At 63.9% G+C, this 17,633-nt stretch carries 15 protein-coding genes; 8 read left to right on the plus strand and 7 right to left on the minus strand.

All coding sequences use genetic code 11. The features are described 5' to 3' along the window. Positions 1-112: 112 nt before the first annotated feature. On the minus strand, positions 113-3,943 hold the full coding sequence (locus tag P5705_RS04685) for a sensor domain-containing protein (RefSeq protein ID WP_277459759.1): 3,831 nt from the start codon (positions 3,941-3,943) through the stop codon (positions 113-115). Positions 3,944-4,194: 251 nt separating this feature from the next. Here P5705_RS04685 and P5705_RS04690 point away from each other — a divergent pair, with 251 nt between their 5' ends. The 3 genes from P5705_RS04690 (at position 4,195) to gdhA (ending at position 8,119) form a co-directional block, all read left to right on the plus strand. Continuing rightward, positions 4,195-4,581, plus strand: a complete 387-nt coding sequence (locus P5705_RS04690; protein WP_277459760.1) for a hypothetical protein — start codon at positions 4,195-4,197, stop codon at positions 4,579-4,581. Positions 4,582-4,833: 252 nt separating this feature from the next. Next, positions 4,834-6,501, plus strand: coding sequence for an energy-dependent translational throttle protein EttA (gene ettA, locus P5705_RS04695; protein WP_213659536.1), 1,668 nt, complete (start codon positions 4,834-4,836; stop codon positions 6,499-6,501). A 277-nt stretch (positions 6,502-6,778) separates the two neighbouring features. Continuing rightward, complete coding sequence (gene gdhA / locus P5705_RS04700; RefSeq protein ID WP_277459761.1) at positions 6,779-8,119, plus strand: NADP-specific glutamate dehydrogenase; 1,341 nt, start codon at positions 6,779-6,781, stop codon at positions 8,117-8,119. Positions 8,120-8,202: 83 nt separating this feature from the next. On the opposite strand, the gene P5705_RS04705 is transcribed toward gdhA, so the two are convergent. From P5705_RS04705 to P5705_RS04720, 4 genes are all read right to left on the minus strand, one after another. After that, positions 8,203-8,700 (minus strand): GreA/GreB family elongation factor, encoded by a 498-nt coding sequence (locus P5705_RS04705; RefSeq protein WP_277459762.1) that lies wholly within the window; start codon positions 8,698-8,700, stop codon positions 8,203-8,205. Positions 8,701-8,769: 69 nt separating this feature from the next. Next, the gene (locus P5705_RS04710; protein WP_277459763.1) at positions 8,770-9,126 is read right to left on the minus strand and encodes a hypothetical protein; all 357 of its coding nucleotides are present in this window, start codon (positions 9,124-9,126) and stop codon (positions 8,770-8,772) included. 138 nt (positions 9,127-9,264) lie between these two features. After that, positions 9,265-11,118 (minus strand): DUF4105 domain-containing protein, encoded by a 1,854-nt coding sequence (locus P5705_RS04715; RefSeq protein WP_277459764.1) that lies wholly within the window; start codon positions 11,116-11,118, stop codon positions 9,265-9,267. Between the two features lie 78 nt (positions 11,119-11,196). Next, the gene (locus P5705_RS04720; protein WP_277459765.1) at positions 11,197-11,685 is read right to left on the minus strand and encodes a DUF3015 domain-containing protein; all 489 of its coding nucleotides are present in this window, start codon (positions 11,683-11,685) and stop codon (positions 11,197-11,199) included. 254 nt (positions 11,686-11,939) lie between these two features. Between P5705_RS04720 and P5705_RS04725 the strand changes: the two genes are divergently transcribed. The 5 genes from P5705_RS04725 to P5705_RS04745 all read left to right on the plus strand — a co-directional run bounded on the left by P5705_RS04725 (position 11,940) and on the right by P5705_RS04745 (position 16,713). Then, positions 11,940-14,378, plus strand: a complete 2,439-nt coding sequence (locus P5705_RS04725) for a Lon protease family protein (RefSeq protein ID WP_277459766.1) — start codon at positions 11,940-11,942, stop codon at positions 14,376-14,378. Between the two features lie 162 nt (positions 14,379-14,540). After that, on the plus strand, positions 14,541-14,879 hold the full coding sequence (locus P5705_RS04730) for a hypothetical protein (RefSeq protein WP_277459767.1): 339 nt from the start codon (positions 14,541-14,543) through the stop codon (positions 14,877-14,879). Between the two features lie 176 nt (positions 14,880-15,055). Beyond that, a complete protein-coding gene (locus P5705_RS04735) occupies positions 15,056-15,544 on the plus strand; it encodes a TIGR00645 family protein (RefSeq protein WP_011532163.1) in 489 nt (162 codons plus the stop codon). Positions 15,545-15,703: 159 nt separating this feature from the next. Further along, entirely contained in the window at positions 15,704-16,009 is a 306-nt protein-coding gene (locus P5705_RS04740; protein ID WP_011532164.1) for a DUF6482 family protein, read from the plus strand. A gap of 86 nt (positions 16,010-16,095) precedes the next feature. Next, positions 16,096-16,713, plus strand: a complete 618-nt coding sequence (locus P5705_RS04745) for an FKBP-type peptidyl-prolyl cis-trans isomerase (protein WP_011532165.1) — start codon at positions 16,096-16,098, stop codon at positions 16,711-16,713. Positions 16,714-16,788: 75 nt separating this feature from the next. Here P5705_RS04745 and P5705_RS04750 read toward each other — a convergent pair whose 3' ends face one another. Together P5705_RS04750 and P5705_RS04755 are read right to left on the minus strand one after the other, a co-directional pair. Further along, on the minus strand, positions 16,789-17,034 hold the full coding sequence (locus P5705_RS04750) for a PA4570 family protein (RefSeq protein WP_011532166.1): 246 nt from the start codon (positions 17,032-17,034) through the stop codon (positions 16,789-16,791). Between the two features lie 148 nt (positions 17,035-17,182). Continuing rightward, the gene (locus P5705_RS04755) at positions 17,183-17,524 is read right to left on the minus strand and encodes a zinc ribbon domain-containing protein YjdM (RefSeq protein ID WP_277459768.1); all 342 of its coding nucleotides are present in this window, start codon (positions 17,522-17,524) and stop codon (positions 17,183-17,185) included. Positions 17,525-17,633: the final 109 nt, after the last annotated feature.

The raw sequence follows: 17,633 nt of genomic DNA on the forward strand, positions 1-17,633 counted from the left end.
GGGCCGCAAAGCGGCCCCGGCGATCTTCGCGTCAACACTGAACCCTGGGGCTGCTGCGCAGCCCTTTCGCGGCTCAAGGCCGCTCCTACAGGGATCGTGTGATACCGGGCGGTTACTGGAACATGAACAGCGTTTCGTTGCTGAACTGCGCCTCGAACTGGTTGGCCGGCATCGGCCGGCCGAACAGGTAGCCCTGCACCTCGTCGCAACCGTGCTCGCGCAGGAACTCCAGTTGTTCATGGGTTTCCACGCCCTCGGCGATCACCGCCAGGTTCAGGCTGTGGGCCATGGCGATGATCGCCCGGGCGATCTGTGCGTCCTGCTCGCCCTCGGGCAGGCCGTCGACGAAGGTGCGATCGATCTTCAGCACGTCGATGGGGAACTGCTTGAGGTAGTTGAGCGATGAATAGCCGGTACCAAAGTCGTCGACCGCAATGCTCAGGCCAAGGTTCTTCAGGCTGTCGAGGATCTGCATGGCTTCGTTGACTTCGCGCATCAGGATGCTCTCGGTCAGCTCAAGCTCCAGGCAGGCCGGGGGCAGGCCGGTCTCTTCCAGGATGGTGGCGATCCGTGTACCCAGTTGGCCGTCGGAGAACTGCCGCGCCGAGATGTTCACCGACACCTTCGGTACCCGCACCTTCTCCTTGTGCCAGGCCTTGAGCTGACGGCAGGCCTCGCGCAGCACCCAGTCGCCGACATCCACCACCAGGCCCAGTTCCTCGATCACCGGGATGAAATCGCCAGGCGGTACCAGGCCACGGGTCGGGTGACGCCAGCGCAGCAGGGCTTCGGCGCCGGTCAGGCGCTTGCCGTCACCGCTGAACTGCGGCTGGTAGTAGAGGATGAACTCGTTCTGCTCCAGGGCATGGCGCAGGTCGCTCTCCAGCTCCAGGCGCTCCAGGGCGCTGGCGTTCATGTCGGCCTGGTAGAACTGGAAGTTGTTCTTGCCGCGCTCCTTGGCGTGGTACATGGCGGTGTCGGCGTTCTTCATCAGTTGGCTCAGCTCGCTGCCGTCCTGTGGGCTGAGGGCGATGCCGATACTGGCGGTGACGAAGAACTCGCGGTTCTCCAGCACGAAGGGGGTCACCAGACTGTCGAGGATGTGCTCGGCTACATGGATGGCACGGTTGAGCGCCAGTTCGCGGGTGGCCTTCGGTTGCAGCAGCAGGGTGAATTCGTCGCCCCCCATGCGCGCCACGGTGTCGTCGTTGTCGACACAGGCCAGCAGGCGCTCGGCCATGTCCTTGAGCATGCGATCGCCCGCGGCGTGGCCAAGGGAATCGTTGATCGGCTTGAAGCGATCGAGGTCGAGGAACATCAGCACCACCCAGGCCTTCTGCCGCTCGGCCTGCTGCAGGGCGGTGTACAGGCGGTCCTGGAACAGCGTGCGGTTGGGCAGGTGGGTCAGGGCGTCGTAGTAGGCCAGGCGGTGGATACGTTGTTCGCTGGCCTTGCGTTCGCTGATGTCGGTGAAGAAGCACACGTAGCTGGCCAGGTCGCCTTCGTCGTCGAGCACCGCGGTGATGCCCACCCACGCCGGGTAGTGCTCGCCGTTACGGCGCTTGAGGAACACCTCGCCCTCCCAGCTGCCGCGCTGGTTGAGCTGTTTGAGCACGTAGCCCAGGTGCGCGTCCTGCTGGTGCTCGACGGTGAGCATGCCGGGCAGTTGGTCGAGCACTTCGGCGACGGCGTAGCCGCTGACCCGGCTGAACGCTTCGTTGGCCTGGACGATGTAGCCGGCCGGGTCGGTGATCAGGATGGCCGAGGTGGAGTGTTCGAACACCGTGGCCGCCATGCGCAGGTCTTTCTCGGCCCGGCGTTGCTGGCTGATGTCACGACCCACGCCCAGCACGCCCTCGAAACGCTCGTGTTCGTCCCACACCAGCACCAGGCGCAGTTCGATGGGAATCTTGCGGCCATCGGCGCGCAGACAGTCGAACAGGAACAGCTGCGTGGGCAGGGTGGTGCGCAACTGGGCCAGTTGTTCGGCGTTACCCTGTGCCTTGCTGACCCGTTCGATCAGGTCATAGGCGCCGGTGAGCTGGGCGGGGTTGGCGATGATCGACTGCCAGCCATTGGCGAAGATCCATTCGGCCTGGTAGCCCAGCACCGCCAGCACTGACGGGCTGACATAGTTGAGCCGCAGCTGGTTGTCGGTGGAGAAGATCACGTCGCTGATGCTCTCGGCGAGCATGCGGTAGCGCTGCTCGCTGTCACGCAGCGACTCGCTGGCCTCGATCTGTACCGTGACATCCTTGCCCACGCCGATGATGCGGGTGACCAGGTCGTCGCTGTCGCGGGTCAGCACTTGCTCGCGGATGTCGTAGCAGCGCCAGCCGCCATCACGGTGACGGAAGCGCAACTGGCAATGCAGCGACTGGCCGTAGCTGGTGTCCAGCTGTTGCTGGCGCAGGGCGCGGTAGTGCGCGGCGTCCTCGGGGTGCAGCAGTAATTCCCAGAAGCGTTCGCCCATCTGTGCCAGCTCGGCGCGGTCGTAGCCCAGGGTCTGGCCGAGGTGGCGGTTGCTGAAGATCATCCGCTGGCTCTGTACGTCCTGCACGTAAAGCTGGTCGGGCACGGTACGTACCACGTCCGACCAGAAACCCTCGCGCTCGAGCAGGGACAGCTCCACCTGCTTGCGGCTGGTGATGTCGCTGATGCTCAGGATCACCGCCTGGTAGTCGCGACGTTGCCGGGGCATGCGCACCATCAGCCACAGGTGCAGTTCGCCGCCCAGCGGAGCGGGGAGGCGTACCTCCAACTCAAGTTGCTCACGTGCCTCGATCAACGCGTCGATCAGTTGCATGCCGACACTGTCGCGACCGTCGCCACTGCCTTCGATCAGGCGCTGCCAGGCACCCTGGTGGCAGTCGACGTTGAGCAGCTGGCGGGCTACCTGGTTGATCTCGGTGATCTTCAGCTCCGCCAGCAGCGAACGCCGCAGGTTGGCGTCCAGGGCCAGGCTGTGGCGCAGGGCCGCGTGATTGCGCAGGTGGTAGCGGTCGAGCTGGCCGGGCAGGCTCGACAGGTCGAGCACGCACAGGGCTACGCCTGTGCCTTCGAAGATCTCCTGGTAGCGTCGACGGTCTTCCTGCAGGGCGCGCTGGCGGCGGCGCATGTTGATCAGGGCGAGCACCGGCAGCAGGGCGCAAAACAGCACCAGCACACACTTGCCGATCAGCGCCGGGAGCAGCTTGTCGCGGGCCAGGCCGGCGTCGAACAGGCCGCGCAGTTGCCAGGTACTGTTGTCGATGAAGGCCAGCATCACGCTCTGCAACGGCTCGTTGCTGGCCGGTTGCGTGCCGTGGCGTTCGATGACCTCGCCGTTGCGACTGTTTTCCAGCAGCCACGAAGGGTGGCCCGAGGCGTCCAGATGCTGGGTCAGCTCCTTGTAATAGGCAGGGCTCAGCCGCAGCAGCCAGTAGCCGCGATCCTGCTCGGCGCTTTGGCGCAACAGCAGGTAGACCAGCTGGTTGTCGGGCGCGTTGCTGTAGAAATAGACGCGACCCTGGTTCAGTTGCAGGATCTCGTCAATCATCTGGCGGTCGGGGCTGCCCTCGAGGGTGTCGCTGCGCACCTGCCCGGAGCTGTCCAGCCAGGCCATATGACGCAGCGCGGGGAGGCGCGCGCGCAGCGTCGCGAAGAGGCTGGGCAGGGCGGCGGGCGCCGGAGGTTTGACGTAGGGCTGGACCAGGTTCAGCGCCTGCTGGGCCTTGAGTGCCATGTTCAGGCCCAGATGGTCGGCCAGCTCGGCGCTGGTCGCCAGGCTTTGCTGGCGCAGGTCGGCCTGGGTGTGACGGAACTGGGTGAACAATTGCCACAGCAGCAACCCCAGCAAAACCAGGGCCAGCAGGGCCAGCGCCCCCTTGAGCGAGCCACGCAGGTGTGTGCCGGCCGATGAGTGGGCAGGGCGCAGGGGTGATGAGTGCGTGAGATTGGTCAAGCGTTGGGTCCTGCGATTTGGCTGGCGATGGCAGGGGGTGTTTCACGGTGCATGCATGGCGCGTGCCGCGTGCGTCGGGCGCACTATAAGCCGCACAAGTGAAGCCGCCTAGAATGCCTTCAAATATGGCAAAGTGCCAGTCCGTGTGTCTGCTGCCGGGTTGCAGCCGGTCATGCCGGTTCGGCAAGACCCTGCGACCTGTGCGAGAATGCCGCCCGCTTCAATAGTCAACGCATCGGAGAAGTACGGTTTTGGTTACCCACTATTCCACCAATGGCCTCGATTCCGCCTGTGGGCGTAGCAGTGAGACGCTGGTCAGCACTGCCGTGGCCGAGGACGTGTCCTGCAAGACCTGCCAGCGTTCGCTGGCCAAGCCGGAGGCGGCCGCCTCGAAGAACAAGACGCCATCGCTGGCCGAACTGCGCAAGACCGCCAAGGCGGCTGCGCAACCGGCTGCAGTCGCAGCCAAGCCGGCGACCAAGGTGACCAGCGCACCTGCCGCCAAGCCGGCCAAGACCGTTGAGCAGGCTGCCCGCAGCGGCGGCTTCAGCGTCAAGGCTGCCTGGGCCGCGCGCCTGGCTGAGCAATCGGACCGTTGCCGCCTGCCGCGTGGCAAGGTCAAACAGTCCCACGTCTGAGTTGGCCTCGGCGAGGACTTCGTCCTCGATCGCGACACAAGGCCGCTCCCACAGTCGTGCATCGACCGTGTGGGAGCGGCCTGCCGAGGCGTCGGAGCGGTCCCCCCATCCTGCCATCTGCCCATCTGTGCAACGCCGTCACTTGGCGTAGAATGGCCCACTTTGTTCAATGACACCCCGTAAACACATCCCCCTGGTCACCTGGCCGGGGCGAACGTCGATGTCTTTACCTATCTGATAGAGGGCTTGGTTTTGGCTCAATACGTCTACACCATGCATCGGCTGAGCAAGGTCGTGCCGCCGAAGCGGGAAATTCTCAAGAACATTTCCCTGTCGTTCTTCCCGGGCGCCAAGATCGGCGTGCTGGGCCTGAACGGCGCGGGTAAATCGACCCTGCTGCGGATCATGGCGGGCGTCGACAAGGAATTCGACGGCGAAGCCCGTCCGATGCCCGACATCAACGTCGGCTACCTGCCCCAGGAGCCGCAGCTGGACCCGAGCAAGACCGTGCGTGAAGTGGTCGAGGAAGCGGTCAGCGTGATCAAGGACGCCCAGGCTCGCCTGGACGAGGTCTACGCCGCCTACGCCGAACCCGACGCCGACTTCGACAAGCTGGCCGCCGAGCAGGCCAAGCTCGAAGCCATCCTGCAGGCCGCCGACGGCCACAACCTGGAGCGCCAGCTGGACGTCGCCGCCGACGCCCTGCGCCTGCCGGCCTGGGAAGCGAAGATCGAGCACCTGTCCGGTGGCGAGAAACGCCGCGTGGCCCTGTGCCGCCTGCTGCTGTCGGCCCCCGACATGCTGCTGCTGGACGAACCGACCAACCACCTGGACGCCGACTCGGTGGCCTGGCTGGAGCGCTTCCTGCACGACTTCCCCGGCACCGTGGTGGCGATCACCCACGACCGTTACTTCCTCGACAACGTCGCTGGCTGGATCCTCGAACTGGACCGCGGCGCGGGCATCCCGTACGAAGGCAACTACTCGGGCTGGCTGGAAGCCAAGTCGGAGCGTCTGGCGCAGGAGTCCAAGCAGCAGAGCGCCCACGAGAAAGCCATGAAAGAGGAATTGGAGTGGGTGCGCAAAGGCGCCAAGGCCCGCCAGTCCAAGTCCAAGGCACGTCTGCAGCGCTTCGAAGAGATGCAGTCGCAGGAGTTCCAGAAGCGCAGCGAAACCAACGAGATCTACATCCCGGCCGGTCCACGCCTGGGCGACAAGGTCATCGAGTTCAAGAACGTCTCCAAAGGCTACGGCGATCGCGTGCTGATCGACAACCTGTCGTTCGCCATGCCCAAAGGCGCGATCGTCGGCGTGATCGGTGGTAACGGTGCCGGTAAATCGACCCTGTTCCGCATGCTCATGGGCAAGGAGCAGCCGGATTCGGGCAGCATCGAGATCGGCGAGACCGTGCAACTGGCCTGCGTCGACCAGAGCCGCGAAGACCTGGACGGCAGCAAGACCGTGTTCCAGCAGATCTCCGACGGTTCCGACCAGATCCGCATCGGCAACTACGAGATCCCGTCGCGCACCTACGTGGGCCGCTTCAACTTCAAGGGTGGTGACCAGCAGAAGTTCGTCAAGGACCTCTCCGGCGGTGAGCGTGGCCGCCTGCACCTGGCCCTGACGCTGAAAGAGGGCGGCAACGTCCTGCTGCTCGACGAACCGTCCAACGACCTCGACGTCGAAACCCTGCGTTCGCTGGAGGAAGCCCTGCTGGACTTCCCGGGCGCCGCCATCGTGATCTCCCACGACCGTTGGTTCCTGGACCGCGTGGCGACCCACATCCTGGCGTACGAAGACGATTCGAACGTGGTGTTCTTCGAAGGCAACTACACCGAGTACGAAGCCGATCGCAAGAAGCGCCTGGGCGACGCCGCTGCCCAGCCGCACCGTGTGCGTCACAAGAAGCTGGCTCAGTAAGCCGGTTTTCGTTGCACAAAAATGGGGCCCTTCGGGGCCCCATTTTTGTGCCTGGCTTTCGGCCTGTTCGCCGGCAAGCCGGCCCCTACAGGTGCCGTTTCCTGTAGGAGCGGATTTATCCGCGAAGCAGGCGACACGACTCTTTACTTGTATACAGTTATAGAAAATGCACCAAATAATTTCATAAAAACGACATTTCGCCCTGTTCCAGTGCGATTGGTTCTTGGTACATTCCCGAAAAAACCAAAAAACAATCCCTCTTGGTGAGATGTCTACCATGATCGAATCCGTCGACCATTTCCTGGCACGTCTGCAACAGCGCGACCCGGCCCAGCCCGAATTCCACCAGGCCGTGGAGGAGGTGCTGCGCAGCCTGTGGCCCTTCCTCGAACAGAATCCCCACTACCTCGAAGCCGGTATCCTCGAACGCATGGTCGAACCCGAGCGCGCAGTGCTGTTCCGCGTATCGTGGGTCGATGACCAGGGCAAGGTCCAGGTCAACCGCGGCTACCGCATCCAGATGAGCAGCGCCATCGGCCCGTACAAGGGCGGCCTGCGCTTCCACCCGTCGGTGAACCTGGGCGTGCTCAAGTTCCTGGCCTTCGAGCAGGTGTTCAAGAACTCGTTGACGTCGCTGCCCATGGGCGGGGGCAAGGGTGGTTCGGACTTCGATCCGAAGGGCAAGAGCGACGCCGAGGTCATGCGCTTCTGCCAGGCGTTCATGAGCGAGCTGTACCGCCACATCGGTGCCGACCTGGACGTACCAGCCGGCGACATCGGTGTCGGCGCCCGCGAGATTGGTTTCCTGTTCGGCCAGTACAAGCGCCTGGCCAACCAGTTCACCTCGGTGCTGACCGGCAAGGGCATGACCTACGGCGGCAGCCTGATCCGCCCGGAAGCCACCGGCTACGGTTGCGTGTACTTCGCCGAAGAGATGCTCAAGCGCCAGGACCAGCGCATCGATGGTCGCCGCGTGGCGATCTCGGGTTCGGGCAACGTCGCTCAATATGCGGCGCGCAAGGTGATAGACCTGGGCGGCAAGGTGATCTCGCTGTCCGACTCCGAAGGCACGCTGTTCTGTGAAGCCGGGCTGAGCGATGAGCAGTGGGATGCGCTGATGGAGCTGAAAAACGTCAAGCGTGGCCGTATCAGCGAGTTGGCCGGGCGCTTCGGCCTCGAGTTCCGCAAGGGCCAGACGCCTTGGAGCCTGGCGTGCGATATCGCGCTGCCATGCGCCACTCAGAACGAGCTGAACGCCGACGACGCCCGCACCCTGTTGCGCAATGGCTGCATCTGCGTGGCCGAGGGCGCCAACATGCCGACTACCCTCGACGCTGTGGATATCTTCATCGAGGCCGGCATTCTCTATGCCCCGGGCAAGGCTTCCAATGCCGGTGGCGTGGCGGTGTCGGGCCTGGAGATGTCGCAGAACGCCATGCGCCTGCTGTGGACCGCCGGTGAAGTGGACAGCAAGCTGCACCACATCATGCAGTCGATCCACCATGCCTGCGTGCATTACGGCGAAGAGGCCGATGGCCAAATCAACTATGTGAAAGGCGCCAACATCGCAGGCTTCGTGAAAGTCGCCGATGCCATGCTGGCGCAGGGCGTGGTCTGATTTGCAGCCCGTTCGCCGGCAAGCCGGCTCCTACAGAATTGGCGCTGACCCTGTAGGAGCCGGCTTTGCCGGCGAATGGGCGTTCATGCCTCAGGCTCGATCAAGACGATCTCGATCCGCTGATCCCCCACAGGCCGTCGCCACAGCACTTCATCTCCTGGCCCACCCCCCAGCAATGCACGTCCCAACGGTGAGCCCCAATTGATCAGCCCATGCAGGGCATCGGCCTGGTCTTCACCGACCAGATGCACCTGGTGCTCCCGGCCATCCTCATCGACAAAGCGCACCCGGCTGCCAATCTGTACCTTCTGCGTGGACGTGGCGGCAGGCACCTGCTGTGCGCTCTGCACGCGGGACGTGAAGTAACGCAGGTCGCGCTCGGTGTCGGCCAGACGCTGCTTATCGGCGCGATCGCCTTCGGCCAGCAGTTCGCCGTGCAGCGCCCTCAGCGCGGCCACGCGCTGCTGCAACTGGGCCAGGCCGCTGGCGGTCACATAGTTGGGTTGGTCGCTGACGCGCCGCTCCACCGGCTGGCTGGCCTGGGTGGCGGCCTGGTCCTCGTTGACGAATGCTCGGCTCATGCGGGGCCTCCTTGTGCTGGAGACCATGGTGGCAGGTCGCAGGTTGCAACGGTTGTCCGTTTGCGACCTCTAGTTGCGACGATAGGCGCGGGCGGCGTCGCGGTCCTTTTCCTGCTGCCATTCGCGGTCGCGCTCGTCCCAGTAGCGCTCGCGGTATTCGCGCAGGTCTTCGTTGGACTGCATGGCGTGGCACTGGCGAAAGCCGTCGTCCCAGCCGCTTTCGTACTGGCGGTTGTGCAGGTAGCGCGGGACGTCCTTGCGAAAGTCGCCGGCCATCAGCCCGGCGGCCTGGCGACCGCTGCTGCAGCCATCCTGAAAACCGTCGGCGTAGGCGGGGGGATAGCCTTGGTTGACCATCTGTTCGTGGGTGGTTTCACAACCGGCCAGCAGCATTGCGACACACAGGCCCAACCAGTACCGCGACATATCCACAAGACCTTTGACGTGATGATCGAAAGTCTAGGGGGTGAATTGTTGGCGGGATGTCAAAACGCTGTCGAAGGATCGCGGCGGGGCTGTTCGCCGGCAAGCCGGCTCCTACGGGGAGCGCTTGCCGGCCAATCTTCAATATTGGTACCACTTCAATTCCAGCATCACCTCGTTCTGTGCCGTGGCCAACTGGCTGAACTGCCGCGAAGCGCTCAACCTCAGCCCGAGATTCTGGCTGATCTCCCACTGCTGGTTCAGGCTCACGCTGCGTCGTACCTCGCCATTGGTGAAATAGTCACCCTTGGCTTCCAGGGTCAGGTTGCCCAGCCCGTTGCGCCACAGCAACCCGCCATTGAACCCGGCTGCCGGCGAGATGAATTCGGCGAAGTCGTTGTGGTGCTCCACCCGTGCCGTGCCCAAGGCGAAGCCGAGCATGTCGTCGGTCAGCTGCCAGGTCCCACCGGCACCGCCGTTGACGTGGCTGACCAGCACCTCGTCGCCATGCTTGCCCGGCACTCGCTCAAGCCCTCCGGCGACCTGCCACGACCACGGCTTGAGCAGCGCGTTGCGCGGCGTCAGCGAACGGATGGTGGCCAGGTCCAGGCGCTGCACCTGCCAGTCGTTGCCCTCGTACTGGCGCAGCTTGAGCTGGAGGATCTCGATCTGTGCGCCGAGCGGGAAACCGTACAGGTTGTCGTTGAGGTCGTGATAGGCCATGCGCAGGCCATATTCAGCGAAGGCGCGGTCCTCGCGAGTACCCACGCCCAGTTGCCAGGTGCGCGACTGGTGGCCGTCCTCCGGCAGGCCGGGGCGTTCGATCTGCAACGGTGGCGGCGGGTTGCGGTTGATCGCCTTGAGCAGCTCGAAACTGCGCGCGGCCTGGCCGGCGTCGCGCGCCTGGCCATTGGCCCGGTAACGCTCAAGGCGGTAGGCGGCGTCCTGCACCAGTGCCTGGCGGTCGCGGGGCAGGGCGGTGAACGCGGTGCTTTGCAGATGGCCGGTGTCGGCGCTGATGGCCAGCACCTGCTGTTGTTCGGCGTGGTCGAGCGGTTCGGCGCGGGCCAGCAGCTCGCGTTCACGCGAGGGGCGGTAGCGCACGTCCGTCACCAGCCCGGATTGCTTGACCGCCTTGACGGTGTCGGTGGGGATGGCGGTCAGCGGGAACTGCGAGGTCAGGTCCAGGCCCGGGCGCGCCACCTGCAGCAGTTCCAGCAGGCGGTAGGAGCAGTTCTCGTCGAAGAAGAAGTAGTCGAACTTGATCTGCTTGAGTTCCCACACATGCTCGACCATGCGCCCGGTCTCTTCCGGGGTCAGGTCCAGCTGGTACTCCCACAGGTCGCGGTTCTCCAGGCTGCGGTACTCGGAGAGTTTCTCCTGGTAGGGCATCATCGCGAACAGGCCCGGATAGCCCCCCATCAGGCCTTTCCAGGCGTAGAGGATGCTGTTGTCGCTGCCTTCGATATAGGCGCCGAAGTTGATCGCGTAGCTCAGCAGCGTCGTGTCGTCGCGGCGGGTGTTGGACTGGTCGATGCGCAGCAGCGTGTGGCCGAACATCGACGACGGGCTGTTGAGGTAGGCGGCGGGGAAGATCAGCGCCGCGCTGTGCGGGTCGATGGACGTGTACCAGGTGTTGAACTCCTGGCAATCCGGGCGTGGCAGGTCGTTCAGCGCCAGTTGCTCGCGCAGCCAGCGGGTGCGAGCCGGGAATACGCACTGGGGGTGTTTGTCGCCGAGGCTTGCCGGGGCATACAGCGCCGCCACCGTGGCCGTGAGCTCCTGGTCGGGATGGTGGGCACCGTCTGCGGCGAGGAAGAAGCGCGGGTCATCCACATAGCTGCGCCAACCGCCGAGCTTGGCGGTCTCGTAGTGGCCCAGGGCGATCCAGTAGGGCGTGGCGGCCAGCTGCTGCGCGCGGGCCGGGTCGATCTGTGGTGCGGCGTGAAGCGGGGCGCTGACCAGTAGCGCCAGGGATGCGAGGCGTTTGAGCATGTCGGGCAACTACTTCCTGATGATGCCGAAAGATGAATCGCCAAGCCCGCCCCGGTGCCGGGGCGGGAGGCGTGGGACTCAAGCCTCGGTGGCGTATTTGGCCAGTTGCGGGTCGCGCTTGAGCACGGCCAGGGTGTTGCTGTGGACAGCTTCTGCCGTCACGTTGGCGCTGCTGAAGATCTGCTGGAAGTGCTCGTGGGTGACGGCGGCGAAGTGCGCGCGGTCTTCAGGTGCCACGCCCAGGACCACGGCGTAGGTGGTCAGGGCTTCACCCTGGCCCTTGGCCATGTCTTCGGACAGCTCGTTCATCATGCCGTTCATGGCGAACCAGGACTTGCCGCCGTAGGTGAGGGAGGCCTTGGTCGAGCAGCCGTTGGTGCCCGAGGTCATGCCGAAGGTTGCGTTGCCGGAGGTGCCGTTGGTGGTGGAGGCGAGGAAGTGGGCCGGTGTACCGCGCTGGCCCTCGAACAGCAAGTTGCCCCAGCCGCAATTCGGGCCGCCCGGCGCTTCGGCCATGGCGTTGATCGAGACTGCGGCGAACAGGGTACCCAGAAGAATCCGTTTCATAGCGTTGTTCTCATTCTCAAGTGGCATACCAATGGTCAGGGTTCTGGCAACGTGGTTGCCAGGTCGGAAAGGCCCTACGGCCCCCCGCGCAGTTTGGAGTTTAGGCATGATCCAAAGGTTGCGTTGTTTATTGCGAAAAATTGCTTGCGTGACGGGCATTGTCGGACTGCGACATAAAGTCTCGCGCAGCCTTGCCGCTGCGCGCTGGCAGCGCCAGAATGCGGTCATCCGCCCCGCCGAAGTAAGGAAACCCAATGCCCGATCCTGTCGCCTCGCGCCTGCGTCTCGCGCCCGAAGCCCTGACCCGGCGTTTCTCCGCTGAACAGTTTGCCTTCTCCAACACAGACGACCTGGAGCCGTTTCGTGGTGTCCTGGGCCAGGAGCGTGCCGTAGAGGCCCTGCAGTTCGGCGTGGCCATGCCGCGCCCGGGTTACAACGTGTATGTGATGGGCGAGCCGGGCACTGGCCGGTTCTCCTTCGTGAAGCGTTATCTCAAAGCCGAAGGCAAGCGCCAGCACACGCCCGCCGACTGGCTGTACGTGAACAATTTCGAGGAATCTCGCGAGCCCCGCGCGCTGGAGTTGCCGGCCGGCAGCGCCAGCGAGTTCATCAGCGACATGAACGGGCTGCTCGACAACCTGCTGGCGACTTTCCCGGCGGTGTTCGAGCACCCCTCCTACCAGCAGAAGAAAAGCGCCATCGACCGCGCCTTCAACCAGCGCTACGACCGTGCCCTGGATGTCATCGAGCGCGCCTCGCTGGAAAAGGACGTGGCCCTCTATCGCGACAGCAGCAACGTCGCCTTCACCCCGATGGGCGATGGCAAGGCGTTGGACGAAGCCGAGTTCGCCCAATTGCCGGAAGAGGTGCGTGAGCGCTTCCACGAGGACATCGCCGAGCTCGAAGAGCGCTTGAACGAAGAGTTGTCGAGCCTGCCGCAATGGAAGCGGGAGTCGAACAATCAACTGCGCCAGCTCAATGAAGAGACCATCACCCTGGCCCTGCAGCCGCTGCTGGCGCCGTTGTCGCAGAAGTATGCGGAAAACGCCGCAGTCTGCGCCTACTTGCAGTCCGTCCAGCTGAACCTGCTGCGCACGGTGGTCGAGCAACTGGTCGACGACAGCAAGACCGACGCCGTGGCGCGCAAGATGCTCGAGGAGCAGTACGCCCCCAACCTGGTCGTCGGGCACCCCCACAAGGGCGGCGCACCCGTGGTATTCGAACCGCACCCGACCTACGACAACCTGTTCGGGCGGATTGAATACAGCACCGACCAGGGCGCGCTGTACACCTCTTATCGCCAGCTGCGCGCGGGGGCCTTGCACCGCGCCAATGGCGGCTTCCTGATTCTCGAAGCCGAGAAGATGCTTGGTGAGCCGTTTGTCTGGGACGCCCTCAAGCGCGCCCTGCAGTCGCGCAAGCTGAAGATGGAGTCGCCGTTGGGCGAACTGGGGCGCGTCGCCACGGTCAGCCTCACGCCGCAGATGATCCCGCTCAACGTCAAGCTGGTGATCATCGGTTCGCGCCAGCTGTACTACGCGCTGCAGGACCACGATTCGGACTTCCAGGAGATGTTCCGGGTGCTGGTCGACTTCGACGAAGACATGCCCATGCTCGACGAGAACCTGGAGCAGTTCGCCCAGCTGTTGCGCACCCGCACCAACGAAGAGGGCATGGCGCCGCTGACCAGCGACGCGGTGGCGCGCCTGGCCACCTACAGCGCACGCCTGGCGGAGAACCAGTCGCGGCTTTCGGCGCGTATCGGCGACCTGTTCCAGCTGGTCAGCGAGGCGGACTTCATCCGCCAGCTGGCCAATGAAACCATGACCGACGCCGGGCACATCGAGCGGGCGCTCAAGGCCAAGGCCACGCGCACCGGGCGTGTGTCGCAGCGGGTGCTCGACGACATGCTCGCCGGCATCATCCTGATCGATACCGAAGGCGCCGCCATCGGCAAGTGCAACGGCCTGACCGTGCTCGAGGTCGGCGACTCGGCGTTCGGCATGCCGGCGCGGATCTCCGCCACTGTCTACCCGGGCGGCAGCGGTATCGTCGACATCGAGCGCGAGGTCAACCTGGGGCAGCCGATCCACTCCAAGGGCGTGATGATCCTGACCGGATACCTGGGCAGCCGCTACGCCCAGGAATTCCCCCTGGCGATCTCGGCGAGCATTGCCCTGGAGCAATCGTACGGCTACGTCGACGGCGACAGCGCCTCGCTGGGCGAGGCCTGCACCTTGATCTCGGCGTTGTCGCGCACACCGCTCAAGCAGTGCTTCGCCATCACCGGCTCGATCAACCAGTTCGGTGAAGTGCAGGCGGTGGGTGGGGTGAACGAGAAGATCGAAGGCTTCTTCCGCCTCTGCGAAGCCCGTGGCCTGACTGGCGAGCAAGGGGTGATCATCCCGCGGGCAAACGTCGCCACGCTGATGCTTGACGAGCGTGTGCTGCAGGCGGTCGAGGCCGGGCAGTTCCATGTCTACGCCGTGAGCCAGGCCGACGAGGCCCTGAGCCTGCTGGTGGGCGAGGAGGCCGGCGCCCTGGACGACAAGGGCGAGTTCGCCGAAGGCAGTGTCAACGCGCGGGTGGTGGAACGCCTGCGGGTGATCGCCGAGATGATCAGCGAGGAAGAGATCAAGGAAGCCGAGAAGGAGCGGCTGGAAGAGGTCATCGCCCAGGCCAAGCCCGCCTGAGTCAATAAAACGGCGCTGGCGGCCAAGTGCTACCGTTCAGCGCCGGTTTTCTAACTTTTCCACAGGTCGGCTAAAGTGGAACTTAGGGACGGTATCAGGGTTCAGGATGGAAACAGCCCGACGGTTTCGGGCTGAACAGGGCTTCACAGAGGGGACGCCGCCATGCGCAACCTCAGCCTCACCCGCCAGTGCCTGGGCCTGGTGACCCGTATCGAATGCTGCATTCGCCCACTGGCCGGTGACAACGGCATGTGGACCTTGCTCTTCGCCGCCGGCATGGCCGGCGAACAACCCTCGGCGATCAAGGCCCAGGGGCCGTTCCATGGCCCGCTGGTGGCCGAGTCGGTGATGAACGCCATCGTCGACAGCCTCACCCTCCATGGTTACCAGGTCGCGGAAGATCCGCAGATCTGGTGCCTGCACCTGCAGGCGCAACTGCGCAGGATCAACGGCGAGCGCTGCCGGAACCTGGGGGACTACCAGTTCCACCCGGAAACCTGACCACACCGCTTTCTTTGTAGGAGCCAGCCTTGCTGGCGAACCTCTGCGGCCCCGGTTCGCCAGCAAGGCTGGCTCCTACAGGTGTATCGCGAAACGACCATAGGCTTTTGCTGTCACAGGTGGCTGGCTATACTCGCGCCCGCTTTTCCAGTCACCTCAAGAGTCCCTAACTGTCCATGGAACGTATCCTCGAAAATGCGATGTATGCCTCGCGCTGGCTGCTCGCCCCCATCTACTTCGGCCTCTCGCTGGGCCTGCTGGCATTGGCGCTGAAGTTCTTCCAGGAAATCATCCATGTCCTGCCCAATGTCTTCACCCTGGCCGAGGCGGACCTGGTCCTGGTGATCCTGTCGTTGATCGACATGTCGCTGGTCGGCGGCCTGCTGGTGATGGTGATGATCTCGGGCTACGAGAACTTCGTTTCGCAGCTGGACATCGACGACAGCAAGGAGAAACTGAGCTGGCTCGGCAAGATGGACTCCTCGTCGCTGAAGATGAAGGTCGCGGCGTCCATTGTCGCCATCTCCTCGATCCACCTGCTGAGGGTGTTCATGGATGCCCAGAACATCTCCACCGACTACCTGATGTGGTACGTGATCATCCACATGACCTTCGTTGTCTCGGCGTTCGTCATGGGTTACCTGGACCGCATCACCAAGCATTGATCGACTCGGGTAGGAGCCAGCCTTGCTGGCGAACCGGGCGCCCCGTTCGCCAGCAAGGCTGGCTCCTACCGAAATAAGTGATGGGCGGTGGCTTGCGCTTTTGTCGATGCTGTACAAAAAATGAGCACTCATGCGTGGTTCCCGCAGCGAGGTACGCCCATGAACCTGCATCAGCTCAACACCGAGGCCAGGGCCGGCCATGTCGACGAACTCAACCTGATCGCCATCGAAGGTGGTGACTACCTGCTCGAAGCCCGGGTCAAGGGCCGTGCCCACCCCCTGGACGATGCCCGTGGCAAGCGCCTGCGCGTGCACTCGGTCGAGGATGCGCGGCAGCTCCTGCAATCGCTTCCCCTGCTGTCGATGAACCTGGTGCACTGGTCCGTTCAGGACGAGATGTGCGGCTTGGGCACGCACCCGGAAGAAGACCTCAAGGTCCCGATTTCCCAGCGTTCGGCCTGGTAGCTGCTTCACGCCGCGCCAGTGTGCTAGGCTGCTCGCCCTTTTCATCAAGGGCGCGGATGCAGTGCGCCCTTAAGTGGAGCAAGCCCATGTCCGAACTCAACCTGTCCACCGACGAAACCCGCGTCAGCTACGGCATCGGCCGCCAGCTGGGCGGCCAGCTGCGTGACAACCCGCCACCAGGCGTCAACCTGGAGGCCATCGTGGCCGGCCTGACTGACGCCTTCAACGGCGCCGACAGCCGCGTCAGCGAAGCCGACCTGTCGGCTGCTTTCAAAGTCATCCGCGAAGTGATGCAAGCCGAAGCCGCTGCCAAGGCTGAAGCCGCCGCTGCCGTTGGCAAGGAATTCCTGGCCGATAACGCCAAGCGTGAAGGCATCGTCACCCTGGCCTCGGGCCTGCAGTACGAAGTGCTGACCGCAGGCGAGGGCGCCAAGCCTTCGCGCGAAGACAACGTGCGCACCCACTACCACGGCACCTTGATCGACGGCACCGTGTTCGACAGCTCTTACGAGCGTGGCCAGCCGGCTGAATTCCCGGTGGGTGGCGTGATCGCTGGCTGGACCGAAGCCCTGCAGCTGATGAACGCTGGCAGCAAATGGCGCCTGTACGTGCCAAGCGAGCTGGCTTACGGCGCCCAAGGCGTTGGCAGCATCCCGCCGCACAGCGTGCTGGTGTTCGACGTCGAGCTGCTCGACGTTCTGTAATGCCCGTTCGCCGGCAAGCCGGCTCCTACAGATTGCGAATGCGTCCTGTAGGAGCCGGCTTGCCGGCGAAGCTTTTCAGTTCCAATCCGTTCCTCCCGGGCGCAACGCCCGCGCATAGCAGAACAGGAACAGGTTGCGCACCACCTCCTTGAGCACCCCCGGTTCACTCGAATTCAAGCCCGTAAGATCCAGGTCGCCCTGGTCGCGCAGTTCGTCGAGCGCGTCTTCTTCAAGCACGGCACAGACTTCGCCAGTCTCGCGATGCAGGATGCGCAGGTAGGGGTGGGGGCGGTCGAGCCAGGCGTCGATCAGATAGGTCATGGCTATTCTCCTTGGATAGCGGCTCCAATGAGAATAATTCTTATTATCAAAATAGCAAGAGACTATTGGAAGATTTCTTCCAAATGGTGCGGACGATCCCGTTGCAGGATCTGTCAGGGCCGCCCGGTGGGCAGCCCCGAGGGCTGAGTCAGACCTTGCGGACGAACTCGGACTTCAGCTTCATCGCGCCGATGCCGTCGATCTTGCAGTCGATGTCGTGGTCACCGTCGCACAGGCGGATGTTCTTGACCTTGGTACCGACCTTGACCACCAGCGACGAGCCCTTGACCTTGAGGTCCTTGATCACGGTGACGGTGTCGCCGTCCTGCAGGATGTTGCCGACCGAATCCTTCTTCACCACGTCATCGCTGGCGGCATCGGCTTCGCCATTGGCCGACCACTCGTGGGCGCATTCGGGGCAGATCAGCTGGGTGCCATCCTCGTAGGTGTATTCAGAGTTGCATTGGGGGCAGGGCGGCAGAGTGCTCACGGCTTTTCCTTTCAAGTACAGACGAACAAAGGCGCACATTGTATAAGGTTTTGCCTGGGAAATGTGCTTTGCCTGTGCAAAAGCATTCGCGGGTAAACCCGCTCCTACA

This window comes from Pseudomonas entomophila, from assembly GCF_029478665.1.
Taxonomy (GTDB): Bacteria; Pseudomonadota; Gammaproteobacteria; order Pseudomonadales; family Pseudomonadaceae; genus Aquipseudomonas; species Aquipseudomonas entomophila_F.